Origin of the sequence: Achromobacter sp. LC458 (assembly GCF_001005835.2) — a bacterium.
Lineage (GTDB): Bacteria > Pseudomonadota > Gammaproteobacteria > Burkholderiales > Burkholderiaceae_B > Achromobacter > Achromobacter spanius_B.
In genome coordinates this window covers 17,212-40,777 of the sequence record NZ_LBHW02000041.1, presented here as the reverse complement: position 1 = coordinate 40,777, position 23,566 = coordinate 17,212, and the positions used below count along the sequence as shown (strand labels likewise).

The 23,566-nt window shown below is 65.4% G+C and carries 22 protein-coding genes; 12 read left to right on the top strand and 10 right to left on the bottom strand.

What is annotated here, in order from left to right:
* Positions 1–8 precede the first annotated feature (8 nt).
* The 5 genes from YH64_RS25040 to YH64_RS30415 are packed head-to-tail and all read left to right on the top strand — an operon-like array spanning position 9 to position 7,789.
* Positions 9–1,577, top strand: coding sequence for a sigma 54-interacting transcriptional regulator (locus YH64_RS25040; RefSeq protein WP_046806994.1), 1,569 nt, complete (start codon positions 9–11; stop codon positions 1,575–1,577).
* Positions 1,574–2,314: a type VI secretion system-associated protein TagO gene (locus tag YH64_RS25035; protein ID WP_221935925.1), complete on the top strand. Its 741-nt coding sequence runs from the start codon at positions 1,574–1,576 to the stop codon at positions 2,312–2,314. The genes YH64_RS25040 and YH64_RS25035 overlap by 4 nt, the downstream gene beginning before the upstream one ends.
* Positions 2,311–3,843 carry a type VI secretion system protein TssA gene (tssA, locus tag YH64_RS25030; RefSeq protein WP_221935924.1) on the top strand — a complete coding sequence of 511 codons (1,533 nt, stop codon included), beginning with the start codon at positions 2,311–2,313 and terminating at the stop codon, positions 3,841–3,843. The genes YH64_RS25035 and tssA overlap by 4 nt, the downstream gene beginning before the upstream one ends.
* The gene (tssM, locus tag YH64_RS25025) at positions 3,840–7,238 is read left to right on the top strand and encodes a type VI secretion system membrane subunit TssM (protein WP_221935923.1); all 3,399 of its coding nucleotides are present in this window, start codon (positions 3,840–3,842) and stop codon (positions 7,236–7,238) included. Before tssA ends, tssM begins: the two co-directional genes overlap by 4 nt.
* Positions 7,208–7,789 carry a type VI secretion IcmF C-terminal domain-containing protein gene (locus YH64_RS30415; protein WP_221935922.1) on the top strand — a complete coding sequence of 194 codons (582 nt, stop codon included), beginning with the start codon at positions 7,208–7,210 and terminating at the stop codon, positions 7,787–7,789. The genes tssM and YH64_RS30415 overlap by 31 nt, the downstream gene beginning before the upstream one ends.
* 160 nt (positions 7,790–7,949) lie before the next feature.
* On the opposite strand, the gene YH64_RS25020 is transcribed toward YH64_RS30415, so the two are convergent.
* Complete coding sequence (locus YH64_RS25020; protein WP_046806992.1) at positions 7,950–8,300, bottom strand: hypothetical protein; 351 nt, start codon at positions 8,298–8,300, stop codon at positions 7,950–7,952.
* 301 nt (positions 8,301–8,601) lie between these two features.
* Positions 8,602–8,838 (bottom strand): DUF3820 family protein, encoded by a 237-nt coding sequence (locus YH64_RS25015; protein WP_046806991.1) that lies wholly within the window; start codon positions 8,836–8,838, stop codon positions 8,602–8,604.
* A 175-nt stretch (positions 8,839–9,013) separates the two neighbouring features.
* On the opposite strand from YH64_RS25015, the gene YH64_RS25010 reads away from it, so the two are divergent.
* Both YH64_RS25010 and YH64_RS25005 read left to right on the top strand, forming a co-directional pair.
* Entirely contained in the window at positions 9,014–9,439 is a 426-nt protein-coding gene (locus tag YH64_RS25010) for a copper resistance protein NlpE (RefSeq protein WP_046806990.1), read from the top strand.
* Between the two features lie 178 nt (positions 9,440–9,617).
* Positions 9,618–10,364, top strand: a complete 747-nt coding sequence (locus tag YH64_RS25005) for an ABC transporter substrate-binding protein (RefSeq protein WP_046806989.1) — start codon at positions 9,618–9,620, stop codon at positions 10,362–10,364.
* Positions 10,365–10,612: 248 nt separating this feature from the next.
* Here the strand turns inward: YH64_RS25005 and aliA are convergent, their stop codons facing one another.
* From aliA to badH, 4 genes are read right to left on the bottom strand one after another with little or no spacing between them, the layout of a single operon-like run.
* Positions 10,613–12,280 carry a cyclohexanecarboxylate-CoA ligase gene (gene aliA, locus YH64_RS25000; protein WP_046806988.1) on the bottom strand — a complete coding sequence of 556 codons (1,668 nt, stop codon included), beginning with the start codon at positions 12,278–12,280 and terminating at the stop codon, positions 10,613–10,615.
* A 40-nt stretch (positions 12,281–12,320) separates the two neighbouring features.
* Positions 12,321–13,472, bottom strand: a complete 1,152-nt coding sequence (aliB, locus tag YH64_RS24995; RefSeq protein ID WP_046806987.1) for a cyclohexanecarboxyl-CoA dehydrogenase — start codon at positions 13,470–13,472, stop codon at positions 12,321–12,323.
* A gap of 42 nt (positions 13,473–13,514) precedes the next feature.
* Positions 13,515–14,297 carry a 2-ketocyclohexanecarboxyl-CoA hydrolase gene (badI, locus tag YH64_RS24990; protein WP_046806986.1) on the bottom strand — a complete coding sequence of 261 codons (783 nt, stop codon included), beginning with the start codon at positions 14,295–14,297 and terminating at the stop codon, positions 13,515–13,517.
* A 42-nt stretch (positions 14,298–14,339) separates the two neighbouring features.
* Positions 14,340–15,107 (bottom strand): 2-hydroxycyclohexanecarboxyl-CoA dehydrogenase, encoded by a 768-nt coding sequence (gene badH / locus YH64_RS24985; protein WP_046806985.1) that lies wholly within the window; start codon positions 15,105–15,107, stop codon positions 14,340–14,342.
* 133 nt (positions 15,108–15,240) lie between these two features.
* Here badH and YH64_RS24980 point away from each other — a divergent pair, with 133 nt between their 5' ends.
* Positions 15,241–15,744 carry a MarR family winged helix-turn-helix transcriptional regulator gene (locus YH64_RS24980; RefSeq protein ID WP_046806984.1) on the top strand — a complete coding sequence of 168 codons (504 nt, stop codon included), beginning with the start codon at positions 15,241–15,243 and terminating at the stop codon, positions 15,742–15,744.
* A 16-nt stretch (positions 15,745–15,760) separates the two neighbouring features.
* On the opposite strand, the gene YH64_RS24975 is transcribed toward YH64_RS24980, so the two are convergent.
* Positions 15,761–16,093, bottom strand: coding sequence for a zinc ribbon domain-containing protein (locus YH64_RS24975; protein ID WP_046806983.1), 333 nt, complete (start codon positions 16,091–16,093; stop codon positions 15,761–15,763).
* The gene (fmdA, locus tag YH64_RS24970) at positions 16,080–17,333 is read right to left on the bottom strand and encodes a formamidase (RefSeq protein ID WP_046806982.1); all 1,254 of its coding nucleotides are present in this window, start codon (positions 17,331–17,333) and stop codon (positions 16,080–16,082) included. The genes YH64_RS24975 and fmdA overlap by 14 nt, the downstream gene beginning before the upstream one ends.
* Before the next feature lie 256 nt (positions 17,334–17,589).
* Here fmdA and YH64_RS24965 point away from each other — a divergent pair, with 256 nt between their 5' ends.
* A complete protein-coding gene (locus tag YH64_RS24965) occupies positions 17,590–17,958 on the top strand; it encodes a hypothetical protein (protein ID WP_046806981.1) in 369 nt (122 codons plus the stop codon).
* 110 nt (positions 17,959–18,068) lie between these two features.
* Here the strand turns inward: YH64_RS24965 and YH64_RS24960 are convergent, their stop codons facing one another.
* Complete coding sequence (locus YH64_RS24960; RefSeq protein WP_046806980.1) at positions 18,069–19,568, bottom strand: aminotransferase class V-fold PLP-dependent enzyme; 1,500 nt, start codon at positions 19,566–19,568, stop codon at positions 18,069–18,071.
* Positions 19,569–19,673: 105 nt separating this feature from the next.
* Here YH64_RS24960 and YH64_RS24955 point away from each other — a divergent pair, with 105 nt between their 5' ends.
* Both YH64_RS24955 and YH64_RS24950 read left to right on the top strand, forming a co-directional pair.
* The gene (locus YH64_RS24955) at positions 19,674–20,147 is read left to right on the top strand and encodes an Lrp/AsnC family transcriptional regulator (RefSeq protein WP_255444732.1); all 474 of its coding nucleotides are present in this window, start codon (positions 19,674–19,676) and stop codon (positions 20,145–20,147) included.
* A gap of 194 nt (positions 20,148–20,341) precedes the next feature.
* The gene (locus YH64_RS24950; RefSeq protein WP_052946099.1) at positions 20,342–22,072 is read left to right on the top strand and encodes an ABC-F family ATP-binding cassette domain-containing protein; all 1,731 of its coding nucleotides are present in this window, start codon (positions 20,342–20,344) and stop codon (positions 22,070–22,072) included.
* 5 nt (positions 22,073–22,077) lie between these two features.
* On the opposite strand, the gene YH64_RS24945 is transcribed toward YH64_RS24950, so the two are convergent.
* Positions 22,078–22,851, bottom strand: a complete 774-nt coding sequence (locus tag YH64_RS24945) for a hypothetical protein (protein WP_255444731.1) — start codon at positions 22,849–22,851, stop codon at positions 22,078–22,080.
* A 197-nt stretch (positions 22,852–23,048) separates the two neighbouring features.
* Here YH64_RS24945 and YH64_RS24940 point away from each other — a divergent pair, with 197 nt between their 5' ends.
* On the top strand, positions 23,049–23,561 hold the full coding sequence (locus YH64_RS24940; RefSeq protein WP_046806977.1) for a winged helix DNA-binding protein: 513 nt from the start codon (positions 23,049–23,051) through the stop codon (positions 23,559–23,561).
* Positions 23,562–23,566 lie beyond the last annotated feature (5 nt).

Here is a 23,566-nt window from a genome sequence, read left to right as displayed (position 1 = left end):
GGCCCGACATGGACGCGCAAAGCGTGGCAAACGTTGCCCGCGACATGGCATGCGCCAGCCGGCCCGACGCGCTGGCGCAAGTTTTCGTGGCCGCCTGCGCGGCAGCGCCCGCCATCTCGGCCGCCTGCCTGTACGCGCGCAACGCCACGGGCGACGCGCTGGTGCCGTTGGCGTCGGCCGGGTCTCCCGGCGCCGACCTGCACGACATCAGCATGGACGCGCTGGACGACCCCCTGGTCTACGCAATGACCAGTGGCAAGCCCTGCCTGGTAGAGCAGATGTCCGCTCTGGTGGGCGTGGGGTCCGGCTTCGAACGGCTGCGTGAACGCCTGGGCGCACGGCATGGCTTGCTGGTCGTGCCCTTGCTCGATGCACGCCGGCAGTCGTTGGCCGTGTTGGTTCTGGCGGGGCCGTCGCTGACCTTGTCCACGTGGCGCGACCACCCCGTCTGGCGCGCCTTGCAAGCGATGCACGAAGCGCTTTTCGCACGGCTGCACGCCCAGGCGCATGCCGCCGACGATGCGCGCTACCAACAGGCGCTACGCCAGACCCCGGCGGCCGACGCAGGCAAACAGCGCGCCGCGCGCTTGCTGGCGGCCGAATTCATTGGCGTCAGCGCCGCGGCGAAAGCGGCACGGGAAGCGATGCTGCGTTTCGCGGATTCGGCGTTGGCCGTGCTGCTGACGGGCGAAACGGGCACAGGCAAGGACCACGCCGCCTGGTTGATACACCAGGCCTCGTCACGCAACGGCAAGTTCGTGCCCGTGAACTGCGCGGCCATTCCGCAAGACCTGATCGAAGCCGAGTTGTTCGGCAACGTGCGCGGCGCATACACCGGCGCCGTGCAGGCGCGTACCGGCCTGGTTGCCGAAGCCGACGGCGGCACGCTGTTCCTGGATGAAATCGGCGACATGCCCATGGCGTTGCAAGGCACGCTGTTGCGGCTGCTCAATGAAAAGAAGTTCCGGCCGCTGGGCGCCACGCGCGAGCACGGCTCGGACTTCCGCCTGATCTGCGCTACCCACCGACCATTGCCGCAACTGATCCGCGATGGCCGTTTTCGCGAAGACCTGTACTTTCGGATCCGGCAACTGACGCTGGCCCTGCCGCCACTGCGCGAGCGTCCGGAAGACATTCCCGCGCTGGCCCTGCACACCGTTCTGCAACACAACCGAGAACGGCAGACTCGCGTGGCGGGTATCGCGCCGGACGCCCTCGCGGTGCTGGCGGCGCACGCCCTGCCGGGCAACGTGCGCCAGCTTCGCAGCCTGATCCTGGTGGCGTCCGAAAGAACAGCGCCAGGCCAGGCCATCCGCGCCGACACGCTTGAACTGTCGCAGGGCGACGTGCCGCCGCTGGCGGGCCACAGCGCCGGCGCCGATCTGCTGCATGGCCTGCTGCATACGGACAACCTGCCGCAGGCGCTGGACGCCTTTCAAAGCCTGGTCATCCGTGCGCGCCTGCGGCAAGTCAATGGATCTCGCACCCGGGCGGCCCAAAGCCTGGGTATCCCCAAACGTACGCTGGCGCGCCGCTGTCAGGCGTGGAATCTGGATCGGGAGGACCACACTTCATGAAACTTGCCCCTAGCTTGGTTGTGCTGATGCTGGCCGCGCCCGTCGGGCAGGCGGCCAACGACCTAGACGCGTTCGCGCGCGACTGCACGCAGATCGTGTCCGGCGTTGAACGGCTGGCCTGCTTTGACGCGGCGGCGGGCACACCGCCCACGCTCTCCGCGCCGCTGAACGGCCATCGGCACACGGTTGCGCTGGACCCGGCCGCAGGCATCCCCTCGACCGCCGAGCCGGCCCCGGCCCTCGACGCGGCGACCGCGCTGCTGCCGCCTTCGGCCCGTGCGTACGACATCGTCAGGCAGAACGAATCGACACGCCCGGAGGACGACAGGTCGTTTTTGATAAGCGACTCGAACGAGCCGCCCGCCGGACAGCAGCGCGTGGTGATTTCCGCGCCCGCGTTGAACATGCGCCCACCTATCTATCTGGCCATCACCTGCCTGTCCAACATTTCGCGCTTGCAGCTACTGGCCGACCGGCCGTTTGAACGGCACCAGATGTCGGTGCGCCTGTACATGGACGACCGTCCGCTGTCGCCCGCGCGGCCGTGGCGCGTGCTGGACGAAGGCAACGTGGCGGACGCCGGCCGGGGCCTGGTTGCCATCGAACAACTGCGGCCCTTCGTCGCGGGCGCGCGGCTGCGTGTGGAAAGCGACTATGCGCCCGTCAACGGCCTGACGTTCGACGCCACGGGCCTGCAAGCGCTGTTGTCGCGCCAGCGCGAGGCGTGTCACTGGTGACGCACTACGCCCCGCTTGACATGGATGCCCTGCTGGCGCCGCTGGACGCCCGCCAGCCCGCCGGCCACTTCGACGAAGAAGACGAAACCTTCCAGGCGATCGACCACGAGATGATCAAACTGGGCGGTCTGCAAGAAGCGCGGCTGGACTGGCTGTACGTAGACGAGGCCGCTCGCCAGTACCTTGCGTCACAGTGCAAGCATTTCCGCGTCGCGGGCCACCTGATTTCCGCGCGCATCAAGGCGGGCTCATGGCGCCGCTGGGCCGAAGCGGCCGATGTGCTGGCGGGCATGGTCGAGCACTACTGGGAGACCGGGCATCCCAAGCCCGGCCCGACGGGTTACCTGGGCAAGCGCCGACTGGTGTCCTTGTTGGCCGACCGCCTGCGCGACGCGCTGGGAACGCTGCCGGCCGCCAGTTTCAACCAGGCGGATCAGGCGCGCGCGCAGCAGGCGCTGGACCGGCTTCAGGCCAGTGCGCCCGAGGCCAAGCTGGACCAGGCATTGCTGACCCGGTTGGAAGCGCATTTTTCCCGCCGCGTCGAACAGGCCCGCTATCCCGACGCCGCGGCATCGGCCGCCCCCAGAAGAGGTGCCGGGCAACAAGGCGGCCAGGCCATCAGCGAGAGCTTTTTCGGCGGACCCGGTGGGTCTGCCAGTGGGTCTGCTGGCACCCCTGCCAGCTCCTTTTCCAGCGCCGCGCCAACCGCCTCGCTTAGCGCCGGCGACGAGCGTGAGAACCGCCGATCCCTGTTGAGCGTGGCCGAATTCATCAACCAGCAGGACGCCTACGACCCCACCGGTTACCAGCTGCGCCGCTTCGCCCTGTGGGCGCATCTGCACGCGGCGCCCAATACGCGCCACGGCATGCGCACCGAATTAATGGCGGTGCCGGCCGATATCGTGGACGGCTACGGCGAAGCCCTGGCCGGCAACGCCGTCAACCCGGCGCTGCTGCAACGGGTTGAAAAAAGCGTCGTCGCCTCGCCCTACTGGATACGCGGCAGCTTTCTGGCAGCCGGTATCGCCGCGCGCCTTGAAATGAAGGACGCCGCCGCCGCGATCCGGCTTGCCACGGAACGCTTCGTGCGCCGCATTCCCGCGTTAGTGGACCTGAGCTTCAGCGACGGCCGCGCCTTTGTCGACAGCGAAACACTGGCCTGGATCAGCGGCGCGGATGCCCACGACGGCAGCGTCGGCCCGCATCCGGAATTTGCCGCCCTGCGTGAAGAACTGATTGCGCAGCTGGACAGCGACGGTGTCGAAACCGTGCTGCATCGGCTGCAAGAGCAACAGGGCAATTCGGAATCGCCACGCCAGCGCGCGTACGCCACCGTCATCGCAGCGGACCTGCTTGCCGCTCGCGGCCTGTCATGGCTGGCTCAGAACCTCTACACGAATGTGGCCGTCACGCTGCGCGCGATGCCCGCCCACGAATGGGAGCCCGAGCTGGCCGAACAATTGAACCCGTACCTGCCCGTCCGCCCCGCCAGCGACGCGGACAGCAAGAGCCAAGGAGTCCTGCGATGAAGAATGTGTGGTCGATGATCAAGCGCTACGGCATGCCGGTCGCCAGCCAGTTCAAAAGCGCCATGCCGATCCTGGTGCTGATCGCCATCGTGTTCCTGCTGATCGGCCTTTGGTGGCTGGGCCCGTTCTGGACCTGGCGTGGCCAGCAACCCCTTGCCGATCTGACCCTGCGTATCCTGTGCACGCTGCTGATCCTGATGGCGCCGGCGCTGGGGTGGCTGTGGGCGCTGCGCCGACGCAATCGCCGGCTGGAGGCCGAGCGCGGCGCCTTGGCGCAGCGCGAAGACGACCCGGTGCTGCGCTTCGTGCAGGCGCAAGAGCGCGCGCTGGATCAAAGCCTGAACGTGCTGCGTTCCAACCTGAAGGGCCGCAACGCGATCTACGAGCTGCCGTGGTACCTGGTGCTGGGTCAGGAAAATACCGGCAAGACCAGCTTCATCAACCGATCCAGCCAAAGCTTTTCACTAAGCAACGAGATCAAGGCCGGCGTGCGGCGCGCGTATGCGGACCCGGACCTGGCGTATGACATCGATTGGTGGATGGGTGATGAAGCGGTGCTGATCGACCCACCCGGCGAACTTGTCAGCCAGACAGAGGCCGCGCCCGCGCCAGAAGTCGCGGACCGTGTATCGGATCGCGCCATGTCCGGCGGCGCGGCGGCAGCTGCTGCTCAGGCCGCCCCGCAAAGCGGCGCGCAAGTCGCCGACCAAGCCGACGGTCCAGTCACCCCGCAATCTCCCCCACAATCTCCCCCGCTGGCGGCGCCCTCGTCGCGCTCGCTGGGGCAGGTCTTGTTGCCGCCCGGCGCGCACGCAAGACTGTGGGCCGGGCTGTTGGACTGGCTGGGTCGCAACCGCAGCCGGCGCCCGCTGAACGGCGTGGTGTTGATGGTTGACCTGGTGACGCTGCTGAATCAAAAAGCCAGCGACCGCAAGGCCTTGGCGATTTTGCTGCGCACGCGCCTGGCCGAACTGAGCCGCCACCTGGGCACGCGCCCGCCGCTGTATGTGGTCCTGAGCAAGTTCGACCTGCTCAACGGATTCGAACCGTTCTTTGCCCGTCTGCCGCGTGCCGTGCGCGAAGACATCTTCGGCTTCACCTTCACGCTGGACTCGGTGCATGACTACGACGCGTGGCTGGACGAGCTGGCCGGCCGCTATGACGGCTTCATCCAACGCTTGAACGAACAGATATTCGACGCGCTGGGCGAGGCCGCCACGATGCAGGCGCGCGAAGCGCTGTTTTCGCTGGTGCGGCAATTGGCCGGCATGCGGCCGGTGCTGCTGGGCTTTCTGGAAGACGTCCTGGGCAGTGACCGATACATCACGCCCGCCCTGCCGCGCGGCGTGTATTTTTCGTCCGTCTATCAGCAGGGGCTGCTGTGCGACGCCTTCATCAATGCCGCGTCGCAATCGTATGGCCTTGAAGAGGCGCCCGCGCATGCCAAGCCCAGCGGCCGCTCGGTGGTGTATTTCGCGCAGCAGGTGTTCCAGCGCATCATCTACCCCGAGGCCGGCCTGGCGGGCGACAACCTGAAGGTCATGGCCGACAAGCGCCGCACGCTGCTGGTGGGGTTTGGCGTGGCCGGGCTGGGCTGCCTGCTGATGGCCGGCGGCTGGTACCACTACCACGGCGTCAACCGCCAGATGGCAATGTCCGTGCTGGAAAAAAGCCGCGAATTCAGCGTCCACAAGATTGACGGCAGCAGCGACCCCACGGGCCGCAACCTGTTGCAGCCGCTGGACCAGATCCGCAGCGCCGTCGCGGTCGTGGGCGATTACCGCAGTGCCTGGCCGGTGGTGTCCGAGCTGGGCCTGTACCAAGGCCGCAAGATCGGGCCTAAGGTCGACGAGGCTTATTTGCAGTTGCTGTCGAAGCGCTTTCTGCCGGAGTTGGCCAGCGGCGTCATGCACGCCATCAATAGCGCGCCCTCGGGCAGCAACCAGCAACTGGCGGCGCTGCGCGTCTATCGCATGATCGAAGACCGCGACAACCGCCGCGCCCCCATTGTCGAAGACTGGATGACGCAGCAATGGCAGGCCGCCTACCCGGGCCAGGGCTCGGTGCAGAATGGCCTGATGCGTCATCTGGACTACGCCATGAAATATGCCGACGCCGAGCTTCCCCAACACCAGGCGCGCATCGCCGACGTCCAGCAGCGCCTCCGGCAGTTGCCCATGCCGCAGCGCGTCTACATGACGATGCGCGAACAGGCGGGCAAGATCCTGCATTCGCCGCTGGACCTGCGCCATGAGGTCGGCCCGGCGTTCGACATCCTGTACAAGGATCCGGCCGCGCCGGGCAGCACGGCGGGCGCGACCACGCGCATCGATCCGCTGCTGACGGCGGCGGGTTACCACGGCTACTTTGCCGCGCACGGCAAGGACTTTACCGACCTGGCAATGATCGACCGCTGGACGCTGGGCGAGCGCCAACGCATCGACTATTCAGAGGCCGATAAACAGGTGCTGGCCGAACGCGTGCGCGCGCTGTACAGCAGCGACTACATCGACACCTGGCAACGCAACCTGAACCAGCTTGAAGTGGTGGACTTCAACGACCTGGGCCAGGCGGTAACGGTGCTGGGCAATGTCACCAGCCCGGCCGCGCCGCTGCGCCGCCTGCTCGAGACCGTGCGCGACAACACGGTATTGAGCCCGCCCTCGCCCGGGGTCGCCACGCCGGGCCAGCCCACCGACAAGGTCGAGCCGGTGACGGCCAATGCCATCACCGGCGCCAACGTTCCGCAGGTGGCGGTCATTGCGCGGCCGTTTGCGCCCTTGTCGGAACTGCTGCTGTCCAAGGGCGACAAGCCTTCGTACCTGGACGAAAGCATGGGCGCCATCGGCCGCGTCCACGACACGCTGAAGGGCGTGCATGACAGCGCTGAACCGGGCAAGGCCGCGCTGGCCGTCGTGCTGGACCGCTTTGCGCTCAAGGGGGCCGACCCCATCGGCAACCTGCAACGCGTGGCGGTGGGCCTGCCCGAACCGCTGAACCGGCAAGTGAAAAAGCTGGCGGACGAATCCTCGCAGGTGCTGCTGATTGAGGCGCTGAAGGAACTGGAACGGCGGTGGGACACTGACGTCTACCGCTATTACCAGGAGCGGCTGGCCGGGCGCTACCCGTTCAACCCGAACAGCCGCGTGGACGCCTCGCTGGAAGACTTCACGGCGCTGTTCGGGCCGCAAGGCAGGCTGGCGCAGTTCAAGGAGCAATACTTGAAATTGTTCTTTGACGACAACCTTGAAGCCTTGTATTCGGAACGCCGTGGCGGGTACCTGGTGCGCATGGACGTGTTGGAGCAGCTTGAGGCAGCCGACCGAATCCGCGATGCCTTCTTCAACAGCCGAGGGCGCTGGGCGTGCAGTTCAGCATCGAACCGCTGGGGCTGACGTCCAGCCGGCGCAGCAGCGTGCTAAGCGTCGAAGGTCAGTTGATTGCCTACAGCCACGGGCCTAGCAATAGCGTCGGCCTGATCTGGCCGAACAATCTGGGCGATTCCACGGAAAGCCGTATCACGCTGGTCAGCGCGGCGGGCACCAGCAGCGGGCTGGTGTATCGCGGGTCGTGGTCGATGTTTCGCCTGTTGAGCCAGGCGCGCCTGGACAGCGCAACGGCCAATAGCGTGGACCTGAGCTTTTCCGCCAACGACGGCGCGATGCGCTATCGCATCACGGCCGAGAAATCCAATAACCCGTTCACGCAAGCGAGTTTTGACGGGTTCGTCTTGCCGCAAACGCTGCTGGCCGAGACATCCAAGCCGACGCCGGCTCCGCCCGCGCCCCTCTTCACACCGGCGGCCAACCCCAAGGCAAGCACGCCCAAGGGGCCGACGCGTTCGCCGCCCAAGGCAGGGGCCGCGCTGCCCAAGCTGGCCATCAATGCGCACCGCGCTGATGAATCTTGGGAACGCCGCAGCGGCATTTTGCAATGCACGCCATGAGCAACCGGCATCCAGGCTGGCGCGGCTGCTGTCGGCCGGCAACCGAAACCGACCGGCTCGTGCAAACGGCTGAAGTCGGCTCGGTCCGGCGGGCAACTGGACCCGGCAGGATCCAGCAATTGGCCGATGCCGGCCCGGTCCGGCGCGTCCGGCGTACGGCTTACTGCTGCTGGCGGCGCTGTTCCAGTTCTTTCAGGCACTGGGCAACGCCGGCCTGCATTTGCGCGTTGGACACCGCCGCGCGGTCAGACACTTCACGGCAGCGCACATACTGCGCACGGCTTTCCTCGGTGTCGCGCATGACTGGCGGGGGTGCGCTCGGGTCAGGCGTGACGGTCATGCGCAAGGTCGACGGCGGCGACTGGCTGCCGTCCTTGGAAGGCATGCTGGGAAATTGCATTTCCTGGGAAGCGGGCGCGGGGCTTTGCATGGACTGTGCATGCGTCACGCTTGCGGCGCCCAGCGTGCAAAGCGCGGCGAACGCGGCGGCAGGAACGGAGAATTTCTTCATGGGGACCTCTTCTTTAATGGGCAAGCGCCCTTGGCGACCGGATTGTGGATGCGCGGCCGCCCGGGGCGCGCCGGCTAATCGTAGCGCCGGGTGCGCTTCCTCGTCGTGCCAAACCGCTACAAGCGCCCCCGCAGTTGTTTCGCGCCGTTTCCGACCCAGCCAAGCCACCGGGCATTGGGGCGGCCCCAGATGGCTGGGTCCGAAGCAAAGCTCGGGGCTAAATCCGGGGCTGAACCCGGGGCCAAATCTGGGGCTAAATCCGACGCTAAATCTGGGGCTAAATCTAGGGCTAAATCCGGTGCTACGCCTTGGGCGCAGCCCCGGACCGCGACGTACGCAGCGGCGCCAGCAAGGACGACAAGCCGTTGTGATCCAGTTCATGCATCAGCGCCAGCAGGCGGCCCAGCTCGCCGGGCGGAAAGCCCTTGCGCGCAAACCACGCCAGGTAAGGGCCGGGCAGGTCGGCGATGAGTCGCCCTTTGTACTTGCCGAACGGCATGTCGCGGGTCACCAGCAGGTTGAGCAGTTCAGGGTCCATGGCGCATCAAGAGATTAAGCCGGCAGTCTACCCCAGCCGTTCTGCCTTGCCATGCACCCTTCCCGCAACGGATTGCGGCACTTTACATCCCGTTTCAGCACCCTCCCGTTACTGTCCGTATCGTGAATCCGGCAGGACATGTTCCGGCAAAAACACTAACCCACAGGAGCTCGCCATGATGAAAACCACCCTGACCTGCACCCTGAGCCTGGCCTTGCTTGCCGGCTGCGCGCCGTTCAAGTCGCATGACGCGCGCGATACGCCCGCCGATAACCACACCGCCCGCAATGCGCTGGACTGGCCAGGCAGCTACGAAGGCACGCTGCCCTGCGCGGATTGCCCCGGCATCAAGACGCGCTTGACCCTGCTCAAGGGCGACCGCTACGAGCGCCAGACCCAGTACCTGGACCGCGAGCCGCAACCCGAAATCGTGACCGGCACGTTCAGCTGGGAGTCGGACGGCAGCACCATCCGCCTGGACGCTTCCGGCGACAGCCAGCGCTACTTCGTCGCCGAGAACCAGGTGACGATGCTGTACCGCGACGGCACCCGCCCCACGGGTCCACTGGCCCCGCACTACGTGCTGCGCCGCGCGCAATAAGGCGCGGGTCGGGCTTCGTGCCGGCGCGAAAGCACGCGGACACAGGTGCGACTTCCAGGAGCCAGGTGCGGCCGTGTGCGGGCGCGAAGCCCGCAATGCACAGGCGCCGTCGATCCGGCTATTCTTGAGGGCAAACCGCTGCGCCCTGACGGCGCGGCGCATACCGATCAAGGAAGCCATGAAGACCGACCACGAGCTGCTTTCCGCATTCGCCCCCACCGGCACGCTGCGCGCGTCCATCAACCTGGGCAATCCCATTCTGGCCAACACCGACCCGGCCACCGGCCAGCCGGTTGGCGTCTCGGTGGACCTGGCCACGGAACTGGCGCGGCGCCTGGACGTCAAGCTGGAATTGGTGGTTTTCAAATCGGCCGGCGAATCGGTCAACGCGGTGGCGGCCGAGCAGGCGGACGTGGGGTTTTTCGCGATCGACCCCTTGCGTGGCGAACAAATCGCCTTTACCGCCCCCTACGTCGTGATCGAAGGCGCCTACCTGGTACGCGACGATTCGCCGGTCACCGCCATGGAACAGGTCGACAGCCAGGGCGTGCGAGTGACGGTCGGCAAAGGCAGCGCCTACGACCTGTACCTGACGCGCGAACTGAAGCACGCCGAGATCTTCCGCGCGCCGACCTCGCCCGCCGTCGTCGATACCTTCATGAAAGAAAATCTGGAAGTGGCGGCGGGCGTCAAGCAGCAGCTGCAAGCCGACGCCGCGCGCCTGGGCGGCCTGCGGCTACTGGACGGCCATTTCATGCTGATACGCCAGGCAATGGGCGTGCCCAAGAGCCGGGGCGACAAGGCCAGCGCGTATCTGTCGGCCTATGTGGAAGCCATGAAGAAGGCCGGGTTCGTGGCCGACGCGCTGGCGCGTCACAAGATCCAGGGCGCGGCGGTGGCGCCGCTGGAAGCGACGGGGGCCTGAGCCGGATAGTTTTGGCGGGCGCGTCCCGCCGCTTCGTTATGCGAGCGACGCGGGCGGGGCATTGTCCAAGGTGACGTCCGGTGTGATGTTCGGTGCATTAGCCGGTGCGCTAGCCGGTGTGCTAGCCGGTGTGATGTCCGACACGCGGGCTCCGAGGTGATGTCCGATGTGATGTCCGATGTGATGTCCGATGTGATCTCCGATGTGATGTCCGATGTGATCTCCGATGCGATGTCCGATGTCCGCGCCTACCCCGGCGTCCCGCCCTGCCCCTCCCCCAGGCTTGCACTCAGCATCTCGCGCAGCTTGAACTTCTGGACCTTGCCCGTGGGCGTGGTCGGCAGTTGGTCCAGCACTTCCAGGCGCTCGGGAATGTACTGCCTGGTCACGCCGAAGCCTTTCAAGAACTGCACCAGATCCTGCAAGCTCAACACCTGCCCGGGCTTGAGCGTTACCACCGCGCAAGCGCGTTCGCCCAGGCGCGCGTCCGGATACGCCGCGATGGCGGCCATCTCCACAGCGGGATGCCGATACAGCAGCGACTCGATTTCAACCACGGGGATGTTCTCGCCGCCTCGGATGATCACGTCCTTGCTGCGCCCCGTAATGCGCAAGTAGCCGTCGGCGTCGATGCGGGCCATGTCGCCCGTATCGAACCAGCCGTCGGCGTCGGTGGCGTTCAACTGCGGCCGCTTCAGGTAGCCGCCAAAATTGGAGCATGACCGTAGCCAAAGCTGGCCTTCGACGCCGGCGGGCAAGGCTGCGCCCGACGCGTCCCTGACTTTGATCTCAACGCCGGGCAGTGGCTTGCCGTCGGTGGTGCAGGCCCGCGTGTCGTCATCGTCCGGCAACGTTAACGTGACCGCGCCGTTTTCCGTCATCCCCCAGGCCGAGATGATTTTCGCGCCCAGCGCGCGAGTGGCCTGTTCGACAAGCGGGCCGGGGATGGGCGCGCCCGCGCAAAGAAAGACGCGCAGCGTGGGCACCGTCAAGCCCGACTGCGCCACCTGACGTGCGATATCCGTCAGGAACGGCGTCGATGCCATGCTGAACGTGACGCCCAGTTCGCGCATTAGCGCAACGGCTTTCTCGGCATTCCAGATATCCAGCGTGACGGCGCTCGCGCCCAGGTAGAACGGCATCATCAAGCCGTACATAAAGCCGGTCTGGTGCGCCATTGGCGAGCCCATCAGCACAACATCGTCCGAGCCCAGGCGCAGCCGCTCGGCGTAAGCGGCGATGTTGGACAAGCAGGTGTTGGCGGTGTGCATGACGCCCTTGGGCTCGCCCGTGGTGCCAGACGTGTACATCAGCTGTGTGACGTCATCCGGGCCGGGGCGGGATTGGGTCAGGATGCGTTCGGCATCCGGCTCGCGTTCCCATTCAGGCCCCGCCAGCAGCGCCTGGAAGCTGTCGGCGCCCTGGCCACCGGCCACGATCACATGCTGTAGCGCCGGCAGATCCGCGCGCAAGTCGGCCACCATCTCCGGGTAGTCAAAGCCCCGAAACCGATGCGGCACGATCAGCACACGCGCTTCGCCATGGCGCAGCATGAAAGAGAGTTCACGCTGCCGAAAAATATGCATCAGCGGGTTCATCACCGCGCCGATGCGCGAGCAGGCCAGATACGTGACAACGAATTCCCAGCCATTGGGCAGTTGGCACGCCACCACGTCGCCGCGCCCGACACCCAGGCGCGCCAGCCCCACGGCAGCGCGGTCGGCCAGCGCCGCCAGTTCGCGATAGGTGAACGTGCGCTGCGTGCCGACGTCGGACTGCACGGCGGTCAATGCAACTTTGTCGGGATGCGCCGCCACGCATTTGTCCAGCAGGTCGTTGATGGTCACGTCCCGCCACCAGCCGCGCGCGATGCTCAACGCCCGGCGCGGCGCAATCAATACGGCGTCAAATTCCATGGATGCGTCTCCCAGAGAGGTTGCAAGGAATGCGGGGATATCAAGCGGGCACGACGCGTCGACCCGCGCGCTCGCGAGCGATGATGATTTTCATGATTTGCGCGGTGCCGTCGCCGATCTGGAATCCCAGCACGTCGCGTAGCCGTTGCTCCATCAGCCCGTGGTCGTATCCGCCATGGCCGAACGTCAGCAGGCATTGATGCACCACGTCGTACGCAAGCTTCGGTGCCCACCATTTGCACATGGCGGCTTGCGCGCTGTGGGGCAGGTTGCGGTCCTTCAGCCACAAGGTCTGAAGGCACAGCAGCCGCGCCGCCTCAAGCTGGGTTTCGGCCTCGGCCAGCGGATGCGACACGCCCTGGAATGCGGTCAAGGGTTTGCCGAAGGCCTCGCGCTGGGCGGCATACGCCCACGTCTCATCCAGCGCTGCGCGCGCCACCGCCAGCACCTGTAGCCCGATCAGCGCGCGCGAATAATCAAAGCCCTGCATGACCTGGACAAAGCCGTGGCCTTCCTGCCCCAGCCGGTGGTCCGCCGGCACCCGCACGTTTTCGAAGAATAGCGAGCCACGTCCGATGGCGCGCTGCCCGTGGCAGTCAAAGCGGTTGCGCGTGATGCCGGGCAAGTCCATCGGCACCAGCAAGGCCGTCACGCCATGCGCGCCCGATTCCACGGTGCCACTGCGGCCGAACACGATGGCGGCGTCGGCTTGGTCCGCGGCGGAGATGGATGTTTTTTCACCGTTGACCACGTAGTGCCCGTCCACGCGCTCGACCCGCAGCCGCAGGTTGGCCGCATCCGAACCGCCGCGCGGCTCGGTCAAGGCAATGGACAGCAACGCATCGCCCTGCGTCAGCCGGGTCAGCCACGGCGCGGCGACCTCGCGCGGGCCATGCTGCGCCAGGATCTGCCCATTCAACGAAGCCAGCAGATTGACGTAGGAAAAGCTCAAGTCGGCGCGCGCGATCTGCTCGTGGATGACGCCGGCCGCGATGCAGCCCAGGCCCTGTCCGCCGCGGTCCTCGGGCAACTCGGGCGCGATGAACCCCAACTGCCCCATTTCGCGCATCAGGCCGCGATCCAGCACGCGGGTCCTGTCGCGCTCCAGGTAGCCGGGCGCCACGCGGCCGTCCGCGAATCGCCCCGCGTGCTCGGCCAAGACGGACAGGTCTTCGTCGATGTACGGATTCATGTTGTCTCCTCCGGCGCGCCGGTCGTTGCGGCGCAGGCTCGGTTATTTCGCGTAGCGGCGGAAATCCGGTTTGCGCTTTTCCTGGAACGCGCGCACGCCCTCGCGGGATTCCTCGGTGTCGTAATAGAGTTTCAACGCGTACATGCCCATGCCGGCGATGCCCGCCTGATGCGCCGTGTCCATATTGAACGAGCGCTTGGCGATGGCGATGGCGGTGGGGCTTTTCTCCATGATCTCGGCGCACCACCTGGCCACTTCGTCGTCCAGTTGCTCGTGCGGCACGACGGCGTTGACCAGGCCCATGGCCAAGGCTTCCGAGGCCGGATAGCGTCGGCACAGGTACCAGATCTCGCGCGCCTTCTTTTCGCCCACGACGCGCGCCAGGTACGCGGTGCCGTACCCCGGGTCCACCGACCCGACCTTCGGGCCCACCTGGCCGAACACGGCTTTATCGGACGCAATCGTGAAGTCGCAAATGGTGCACAGCACGTTGCCGCCGCCGATGGCGTAGCCCTGGACGCGCGCGATCACCGGCTTGGGCACGTCGCGAATGGCGCTGTGCAGTTCTTCCATGGGCAGGCCGATGGTGCCGCGTCCGTCGTACTGGCCGGCGTGCGCGGATTGGTCGCCGCCGGTGCAGAACGCCTTGTCGCCCGCGCCCGCCAGCACGATGACGCCGATGTCGGGCGCGTAGCCGGCGCGGTTGATGGCGTGAATGAGTTCGTCACAGGTGCGGCCACGAAACGCGTTCATCTTTTCGGGCCGGTTGATCGTGATCCAGGCGGCGCCATCGCGCACGTCGTAGAGAATGTCTTCGTAGTCCATCTTGGCTCCTCATGGGGCATGCGAAAGCGGTGTCGTCCGCCTTCAGCCGTTCATCGTCAAACCGCCCGACACGCTCAATACCTGCCCGGTGATGTAGGCGGCGTCATCGCTGGCAAAGAACAGGATTGCGCCGGGCAGGTCGTCCGGCTGGCCGATGCGGCCCAAGGGAATGGCGCGGGTAAAGGCCTCAAGCAATTTCTCGGGGTTGCCGGCGCCTTCCTTGTAATCGGCGAACAGCGCGGTGTCCGTCGGGCCTGGGCACACCACATTGACCGTGATGCCATGACGCGCGTGCTCGCGTGCGATGGTTTTGGAAAACGCCACCAAGCCGCCCTTGCACGCCGCGTACACCGCTTCGCCCGAAGACCCGACGCGCGCCGCGTCCGACGCAATGTTGACAATGCGCCCCGCCTTGCGCGCCGCCATGCCGGGCAGCACGGCGTGGTGCAAATGCAAGGCGCCCACCAGGTTGATGGCGATCAGCCGTTCCCATTGCGCGGGTTCCGTCTTGGTGAATGGCTTGAACACGTCCCACCCGGCGTTGTTGACCAGGATGTCGATGGGCCCCAGCACGGTTTCCGTTTCCGCGATGGCCGCGTCCACCTCGTGGCGCTGAGTAATGTCACAAGCGATGGCCAACGCGCGCCCGCCCGCCGCTTCGATCTTTTCGGCTACCCGCCGCGCATGCTCTTCGTTCAAGTCCAGCACGGCCACGGCGGCGCCTTCCCTGGCGAAACGCGCGCAGGTCGCGCCCCCTATCCCCCCACCGCCGCCTGTCACCACGGCCGTCTTGCCTGCCAGTCTTTGCATGATTTCCTCTGCGCGGGTTGCAGGCTTGGTATCCTTGCCAACGAATCAGGCCAAGCCCATATACGTAAACATATTGACGTATATTAGAGACTTGGCGACGCCGCATCAAGTTGCGAAACACGGTACGAAGCTTATGAAAAACCCTAATAAAAATACCGAGATTGCCAGAATGGAGTTAGCCAACCGGTTGTTCTTCCGGCTATACCAATGCGCCAACATGCTGCATAAAACAGGTAGCCGCGCGGTGGAACACCTGGGGCTGACCACGCAGCAATGGGCCGTATTGGGCGCGTTATCGCGGCCAGAGGCGGCCGACGGCATGAGCGTGGGCGATCTGGCGCGCTACCTGATGGTCAGCCGCCAGAGCCTGTCGGGTTTGCTTGGCCGGATGGAACGCGACGGCCATATCGGCAGTGCGCCGGATGGGCGCGACCGGCGCTCGCGCTTGATCACGATGACGCCATCCGGTCGCAAAGTGTGGGTGCACGACGCCGTTCCGCGCATCCATGATTACTACGAAGGCGCGCTGGCCGACTTCTCGGTCGGCGACCTGAGCCACACGCTGCACTATCTGTTGAAGCTGCTGGAGAACATGCAAGGCATGGACAAGGACGCGCCGCAAGACGACGCGCCCTGACCTAGCTCGCGCTTGGCTAGTGGCTGATCATCCAGGGCCTGGCGCCCGCGAAGGACTTCGCCCCGTCGGTGCTGGTGCGCGTCTTGCCGGACGCGCGGCCGCCCGAGCAACACCCGCAGTTCATGCCATGGCCCGCGCGCGAGCTGCGCGGCTCGTTTGCGCTGCGCTCATTGACCGCGCGCGCGCGGTTCACGGCGGACGACAAGGCCGAAATGGCCGGCGCGCCGCCGATGATGCGCGCGGACAACGCGCCGCATTGCGGGCACGCGGCCGGGTCGCGCCATTGCGCCAGCGGCCGCAACGCGGCAAAGTCGCCGCATCCGCCGCAGGAATAGTCATACATGGGCATCGCGGTTCTCCTGGCGGTCGCGTGACAGCGGCATGTCTACCCCGCCCTGGATATGTTTGATCGGCCCGGATGCCGAGGGCTGGATATCGAAGTCAAAGATCTCGGTGGGCAGCCACAGCGTGGCGCAGGAATTGGGGATGTCGACCACGCCGCTGATGTGGCCTTGCACGGGCGCGCAGCCCAGAAGCGAATAGGCCTGGGCGCCGGAATAGCCGAATTTCTTCAGGTATTCGATGGCGTTCAGGCACGCCTGCCGGTACGCCACGTTCACGTCCAGGTAGTGCTGCTTGCCTTCTTCGTCCACCGAGATGCCTTCGAAGATCAGGTAGTCCTTGTAGGCCGGGGTGATGGGGCTGGGCTTGAAGATCGGGTTCTTGATGGCGTACTTTTCCATGCCGCCCTTGATGAGCGACACGCGCATGTGCACCCAGCCCGCCATTTCGATCGCGCCGCAGAACGTGATTTCGCCATCGCCCTGCGAGAAGTGCAGATCGCCGACCGACAAGCCGCCGCCATCGACGTACACCGGGAAGAACACGCGGGCGCCCCGCGACAAGTCCTTGATATCGCAGTTGCCGCCGTGCTCGCGCGGCGGCACGGTACGTGCGCCCTCGGCTGCTGCGCGGTCGCGGTCAGCACCTTGCAATGCGCCCATGTGGGCCGTCTTGGGCGCGGGCGGGTTCGCCAGCGGCGGTACACGGTTGGGGTTGGTGTCGATCAGCGCCTGTTCGCGCCGGTTCCACGTTTGCAGCAGCTTCTTGTCGGGCAGGCAACCGATCAGGCCCGGATGGATCAGGCCCGCGAAATTCACCCCGGGGATATGGCGGGACGACGTGAACATGCCGTGAAAATCCCAGATGGATTTTTGCGCATGGGGGAAATGTTCGGTCAGGAAACCGCCCCCGTTATTGCGGCTGAAAAAGCCGTTGAACCCCCACAGGCTGTCCGGCTTGGCGCCGATATCCAGCAGGTCAACCACCAGCAAGTCACCGGGTTGCGCGCCTTCTACGCCCACCGGCCCCGACAGAAAGTGCACGGTGGACAGGTCCACATCGCGCACGTCGTCGGCGCTGTCGTCGTTCTTGATGGCGCCGCCGGTCCAGTCATAGGTTTCCAGCACGAAGTCGTCGCCCGGCTTGACCCAGACGGCCATGGGGATATCGGGGTGCCACCGATTATGGATGTGCTTGTTTTCGTAAGGGGACTGGTCCAGGTCGACCGTAATGAGGGGTGTCGTCATTCTCTTTCATCTCCAACGTACGTGTTGATAAAACAGAACAGCAGCCAAGAAGGCGCCCGATCCCGTTGCGGGTCGGGTCATTTTGAAAATGTGACCGGTGATTGATGTGCTGATTGATGTGCTGATTGATGGTAGACGCGTTCGGGCGATTCACCATACTGGTTTTCCATGCAGTGGCAGGCGTGCGGCGCACCATGTCACGGGGCATTTTTCGCACCAGTTATGATGCACACCACGTCATACCAAGGCTTTTCGCATGGCAGCAAACCCCCGCCGGCCCCTGGCCGTTTTTTTGATCCTGACGGCATGCGCCGCCGGGTCCGCGCACGCGGACGACGCGTGTGTGTCGCGCGTCGACGAGCAACTGCGCTCGATCAAGCGCGCGCAGGATGTGCAGCGCACGCGCGAAGCCGCCAACAATCTGCAATTGAACCGCGAGCTGTGCCAGGGTCGGCTGGACCTGCTGGATGCCCGCTATGCGCTGGTCGATGATTTCGAGGCGTGCCGCCGCAACGGCACGACGTTCTCGGAGTCGGTCGTGCGCGACCTGACTCGCGCGTCGGACGAGTTGGCCGACGCAAAGGCGGCGTGGGTCCGCACCTGCGGCCGCCAGATGAAAGACTGACCGCGGACTAAAAACGCAGAACGGACGGAAAGCGGGGTCGCAGGGCCGACCGGTCGGTCAATAAGCCCATTGGCCCTTGCCCTCCGTTGTCCCGCCGCCTTGCTGATCGTTCAGATCGTCATTTCCATTTCCACGCTTTGCGGGTAGAAAATGGCGCGGCTGGGATCGAAGCCGTAACGCGATTCGAACTGCGTCGCGTCGGCCGCCAGTGCCAGCACGGACTCCAGGATGAAATCCGCCTTGGCGTCCGGCAACAGCACACTGAAGTTCAGGCGGATGAAGCCGGGCTTTTCAATCTCGCGGCCGTCCAGGATGGCTTGCCGCATCTGCCGCGACTGCGCCGGCCCGATGTCCAGCAGCCGGTGCACATACGGCCCCGCGCAGGCGCACCCCCCACGCGCCTGGATGCCGAAACGGTCGCTCAACATGCGCGTCACCAATTGCTGGTGCACATAGCCGCCCTTGCCGTCGCGTACCCGAAACGAGAAGATCGGCAAGCGCTCGGCCGTCAGCGAGCCCAGCAATTCCAGGGGTTCCGCGCCTTGCCAGGCAGCAAGCGCGCGCTGCACGAAATGCGCGTTGCGCTCGCGCATGAAGTCGGCGCCCAGCGCTTCCTTGACCAGCAGCACCAAGGCGGCGCGGATGTCGCCCACCACGTTGGGCGTACCCGCTTCTTCGCGCGATTCCAGGCTGGCGCTGTAATCATGACCCTCGGGCGACACGAATTTGACGGTGCCGCCGCCCGGCCAGGTGGGCGTGGTGTCGATCACCGCATCGCGGCGAACGATCAGCACACCGGATGCGCCCGGCCCGCCAATGAATTTATGCGGCGAGAACACAATGGCGTCGATGTGCGCATTGGGTGCCGGCGACATACGGACCGGCAGGTACGGCGCGCCGCCCGCGTAGTCCCACAACATCTTGGCGCCCGCCTGCTTGACGCGCCGCGTGATGCCGGCCACATCGGCCACGATGCCGGTCACGTTCGACGCGGCCGACAACGCGCAGATCAGCAGCGTGCCGGCGGGCGCGTTCAGCGCGGCGTCCAGCGCCGCCAAGTCGGGACCGCCCTCGGCGGCTTCGGCAACTTCCACAATCTGCGCGCCGCATTCGCGCCACGGCAAGATATTGGAATGGTGCTCGTACGGGCCGATGATGACGCGGACGGGCTTGCCTGCCGCTACCGCCGCATGCACGCCAAACAAATGCACCAGGCGGTTGATGCCCGCCGTGGCGCCGGACCCGGCGAAAATCACGGCATGGGCGTCGGTGGCGCCGCAGCAACGCGCGACAGCGGCGCGGGCCTCGCGGCGCAAGCGGGTAATGAAACCGCCGCAATACGAGGCTTCGGTGTGCGAATTCGCGTAATACGGAAGCACCTGTTCCATGACAAAGCGCTCGACCTGCATCAGCGCGCGGCCCGAGGCCACGTAGTCGGCATAGACCAGCGGCTTGCGGCCAAACGGGCCGTCGACGAACGCGTCTTTGCCAATCAGGCCATCGGCAAGCTGGGCCGCGATGTCGGGGGATGCCAGGCTGTCTTGAAACTGCTGCAAGGGACTTGCGGTGTTTGAGGCCCCGGCCGTGGCCGAGGCGGTAAGCGTCGTCATGATAAGTCTTCCAATTGATGCGAAATATCATACGATGGAAGCCGACAACAAACATCACCGTTATTTTGCGTAAATCGATATAACTCGGGTCATATGAACGAACGGATGGAGAAAATAGACAAGCTTGATCTGAGCATCATTGCTTGCCTGCAAAAAGACGGTTCCCTGTCCCAGCGCGAGCTGGCCGACCGGGTCGGCCTTTCGCAGAACGCGTGCTGGCGCCGGCTACAGCGCTTGAACGCCTGCGGCATCATTCGCGGCACCCGCGCCGAGGTCAGCCTGGTGGCGCTGGGGCTGGACCTGACCGTGTTTGTGATGATCCGAACCAGCCACCACGCCAAGGCCTGGGCCGACGGCTTTCGCGAACACGTCGAGCGCCTGCCCGAAGTGACCGAGTTCTATCGCATCGGTGGCGATTGGGACTACCTGATCAAGGTGGTCTGTCGGGGCATGGCCGGCTACGACCGCTTCTACCAAAAGCTCATCACCGACTTCGAACTGTCGACTGTGACGGGCTTTTTCAGCATGGAAGCCATCATTGAAAACCGGCCGCCCGATCTGCGGCTGTTGGAGACCTGAAGGGGCTACGTCGGTGGGCCGGGGCGGGAACTTTCGCGTACGATGCGGTTCGAACGCCAGTGCCGCCCGCACTATCCCGGAGACCCCCCAGGCCATGATTCTTTAAGCACTCCCTTTGATTTCCCTTTGCCTTGCAGTGCGCTGCCCTATGGCCACTGCCGCGCAAAGCGTTTCATTATTTCGGAGAGCTATCCATGGCCCGGTCATCCAGCGCGCCGCCCCCGGCGCAGCCCTTGACGCATTCGGCGTCGCCCTTCCTTGGTTTGCAGCATGTCAGCTTCGCGCTGCCCGACGGCCGCGTGCTGCTAGACGACGTCACCCACGACTTCGCGCGCGTCCGCCATGGCGTCATCGGGCGCAACGGCGCGGGTAAATCAGTGCTGCTGCGTGTCATGCTCGGCACCCTGCCGCCGCAGTCCGGCCGCGTTGTGCGCCACGGGAAACTGGCCCATGTGGCGCAGACGCCGGCTTGGCCCGATACCGCCACGCTGGCGGATGTTGCGGGCCTGGGTCCGGTGTTTCGCGCCTTGGCCAACATCGAAGCAGGCAGCACCGACCGGGCAGACTTTGACTTGGCGGAAGGCCATTGGCTGATCCATCAAGACTGGGCGCGCATGCTGGCCGACGCCGCCCTGCCGGACTGGCAACCCGCACATCCCGCCTGCGCGGCAAGTGGCGGCGAGTTGACCCGCGTGGCACTGGCCGGCGCCTTCCTGCAAGGCGCCGACGCCCTGTTGCTGGACGAACCCACCAACCACCTGGACACGCGCGCCCGCGATTGGCTGACAGAAAAAATCCACGCATGGCGCGGCGCGCTGATCGTCGTCAGCCACGACCGCCGCTTGCTGGACGCCATGGACAGCATCGTCGAACTGGACAACGCCGCCCTTCGCGGCCACGCCGGCAACTACAGCGCCTGGCGCGCGCAACGCGACAGCCAGGACGCCGCCGCGCACACGGCCCTGGCGCATGCGCGCCATGAACGGGCCAAGGGCCTGCGTGCGCTGCGGCAACAGCACGACGCCCAGCAGCAGCGCACCGCGCGCAACAGCCGCAACGCCCGCGAAACCAATCAGGCCGCCGTGTTGCTGGGCGGCAAAAAGGCCAGCGCACAAGCGCACGCGGGACGTGATCGCCAGCGCCGTCAGGACGCCGCCGCCGCCTTGGACGTCGCCGTCAGACAGGCCGCCTCGCTGGCCCCCACGGCCGCGGACGTGGCGCTGGCATTGCCCGACACCACGGTGCCGGCCGGGCGGCGCGTTCTACACCTGGAGGCCGCCCTGCCCCCTTGGCCGCCCCGCGCCAAGCCGCTTAGCTTGACCTTGGACGGCCCGTTCCGGCTGGCAATCCAAGGCCCCAACGGCTGCGGCAAAAGCACACTGCTGGCGATGTTGGCCGGTGTGCTTGCCCCGCGTGCCGGCCGCTGCGACGTGCGCGTGCCCACCGCGATGCTGGACCAGGCCGCAAATGCATTGCCTGCAAGCGCATGGCCTGCAAACGCATTGCCCGCAAGCGCATTGCCGGCAAACGCATTGCCCGCAAACGCGTCGCTATTGCAAACCCTGGAGGCGCAGGGCGCGCCGCTGTCACCGGGAGAATCGCGCAGCCGGCTGGCCCTGCTGGGCCTGGGCGCAGCGCAGGTCCAGGCGCCCGCAGCCACGTTAAGCGGCGGTGAACGCATCAAGGCGGCGCTGGCCTGCGCGTTGTGGCGCAAGCAACCCGCGCAGTTGCTGTTGCTGGACGAACCCACGAACCACCTGGATATGGCCTCGGCGCAGGCGCTGGAAGACGCGTTGGCGCATTACCCCGGCGCCATGGTGGTGGTGTCGCACGATGCGGCGTTCCTGGACCGGATCGGCCCAACGCACTATTTAACGTGCGGCGACGACGGGACGTGGTCGCTACGGGAAAGCGCTCCTGCATAGATTTTTCAGACGCCGGAGGTGGCCTCTGCCATGTCGGTTAGTCGCGCCTGGCGAGGCGGCACCTTGCGCTTTTTAGCAAAGACGAACACGTGCTGAAAGTCGTCGTCCACGCGATGAATGTCGGCCTGCACCCCGACAATCGGCGGCACGAACGATTCGAAATACTCGCGTACTACGGGCATCACTGGAAACGGTGCCCGATCCGGTCGGTCGTTATAGCCCAGCACCAGCAGGCCACCCGGCTTTAATACGAGTTCGCATTGCGTCAGCAGACGCCTGAACTCGGCTGCGTTATTAATACCGAAACCCAACAAGCCGTTTGCCACCACCACTTCGAATGCGTTCGGGCCATAGTGATCCGCCATGTGGATGGCGCTCCCCGTCCAATGGCTACCCGGCCGCCCATAAACTGCCTTGCGCGCCTCGATATCCAGCGAATGAAACTGGCATAGCAATAAGCGCGGGTAATGCCAGTTGTGCTTGTCGATGCCCACGAACAGGGTTTTGATGTCGTGGTCCGCTACGGCCGCCATTTCATTCAGATAACCGAATACGGATTCCTCCAAAAAGTCGCGGTTCGGCGCGCGAAGGCGGAAATCGATATTCAACCGTTCGGCCGTTCTTGGGGACAACTTGAACAGCACCCGCTTAAGTAACGTCTTGAGATCCCGCATCCCACTTCCATTTTTATTGTGATTTTCAAGGGCTTTGGCCTCAAGGCGGCCCGTGTCCGACTTGAGGCCAAAGCGATTGAAAAATGATAGGGAGCGGCCGCGCAAGAACTATCAGAAGATTCCCAATCAGCACCAGGACGATTACTAAAATGGATCTGAGTAGCCCTCGCCTCTCGCACCGCTTGTAGGTGTGCGCCCGGCACTGGCCCTTATTACCCAGGGTTATCCCGAATGCCTGCATAACAACAAATCGTCAATAATTCGCCAACGTTTTGTCATCGATCCGTCCCTTTACACCTGCCATGTCTGCCTCCATCCGGGACGCCATCGTTTCTTCCGCCCATCTGGCCACGTCCGCCCCGCAGTTATCCGAGGTGGAATTTGGCCTGATCATCGCGTCGCACGCGTTCAACCGCTGGATGGTGCGCTGCATGGCCTGCGCCGGCCTGCCCGATCTGACCTCGCTGGACATCCTGGTGCTGAACCACGTGTATCACCGTGGACGCGGCAAGAAGCTGGCCGACATCTGCTTCACCCTGAACGTCGAAGACACGCACCTGGTGAACTATTCGCTTAAGAAACTTGAGCGGCTGGGCGTCGTGCAAAGCGCCAAGACGGGCAAGGAAGTGATCTACACCACCACCGACGCCGGCGCCGCCGCCATTGCGCGTTACGCCGAAGTGCGCGAGCAGTGCCTGGTCAAGTCGTTCATCGACTCGCCCGCCGCGGACGAAGCCAGCCACCAGCTGGCCAACACCTTGCGCGCCCTGTCGGGCCTGTACGACCAGGCTGCCCGCGCCGCCACCTCGCTGTGAGAATC

Excerpts from the sequence above, each read along its gene's own strand:
- YH64_RS25020 (WP_046806992.1), bottom strand. The coding sequence starts at position 8,300 with ATGAAGAAATTCTCCGTTCCTGCCGCCGCGTTCGCCGCGCTTTGCACG.
- badH (WP_046806985.1), bottom strand. The coding sequence starts at position 15,107 with ATGCAAAGACTGGCAGGCAAGACGGCCGTGGTGACAGGCGGCGGTGGG.
- tssM (WP_221935923.1), top strand. The coding sequence starts at position 3,840 with ATGAAGAATGTGTGGTCGATGATCAAGCGCTACGGCATGCCGGTCGCC.
- YH64_RS24960 (WP_046806980.1), bottom strand. The coding sequence starts at position 19,568 with ATGACGACGCTTACCGCCTCGGCCACGGCCGGGGCCTCAAACACCGCA.
- YH64_RS24975 (WP_046806983.1), bottom strand. The coding sequence starts at position 16,093 with ATGCCCATGTATGACTATTCCTGCGGCGGATGCGGCGACTTTGCCGCG.
- aliA (WP_046806988.1), bottom strand. The coding sequence starts at position 12,280 with ATGGAATTTGACGCCGTATTGATTGCGCCGCGCCGGGCGTTGAGCATC.
- YH64_RS25005 (WP_046806989.1), top strand. The coding sequence starts at position 9,618 with ATGAAGACCGACCACGAGCTGCTTTCCGCATTCGCCCCCACCGGCACG.
- YH64_RS24980 (WP_046806984.1), top strand. The coding sequence starts at position 15,241 with ATGAAAAACCCTAATAAAAATACCGAGATTGCCAGAATGGAGTTAGCC.
- aliB (WP_046806987.1), bottom strand. The coding sequence starts at position 13,472 with ATGAATCCGTACATCGACGAAGACCTGTCCGTCTTGGCCGAGCACGCG.
- YH64_RS24940 (WP_046806977.1), top strand. The coding sequence starts at position 23,049 with ATGTCTGCCTCCATCCGGGACGCCATCGTTTCTTCCGCCCATCTGGCC.
- YH64_RS24965 (WP_046806981.1), top strand. The coding sequence starts at position 17,590 with ATGGCAGCAAACCCCCGCCGGCCCCTGGCCGTTTTTTTGATCCTGACG.
- YH64_RS24950 (WP_052946099.1), top strand. The coding sequence starts at position 20,342 with ATGGCCCGGTCATCCAGCGCGCCGCCCCCGGCGCAGCCCTTGACGCAT.
- YH64_RS24955 (WP_255444732.1), top strand. The coding sequence starts at position 19,674 with ATGGAGAAAATAGACAAGCTTGATCTGAGCATCATTGCTTGCCTGCAA.
- fmdA (WP_046806982.1), bottom strand. The coding sequence starts at position 17,333 with ATGACGACACCCCTCATTACGGTCGACCTGGACCAGTCCCCTTACGAA.
- YH64_RS25015 (WP_046806991.1), bottom strand. The coding sequence starts at position 8,838 with ATGGACCCTGAACTGCTCAACCTGCTGGTGACCCGCGACATGCCGTTC.
- YH64_RS25035 (WP_221935925.1), top strand. The coding sequence starts at position 1,574 with ATGAAACTTGCCCCTAGCTTGGTTGTGCTGATGCTGGCCGCGCCCGTC.
- badI (WP_046806986.1), bottom strand. The coding sequence starts at position 14,297 with ATGGACTACGAAGACATTCTCTACGACGTGCGCGATGGCGCCGCCTGG.
- YH64_RS25010 (WP_046806990.1), top strand. The coding sequence starts at position 9,014 with ATGATGAAAACCACCCTGACCTGCACCCTGAGCCTGGCCTTGCTTGCC.
- YH64_RS25040 (WP_046806994.1), top strand. The coding sequence starts at position 9 with ATGGACGCGCAAAGCGTGGCAAACGTTGCCCGCGACATGGCATGCGCC.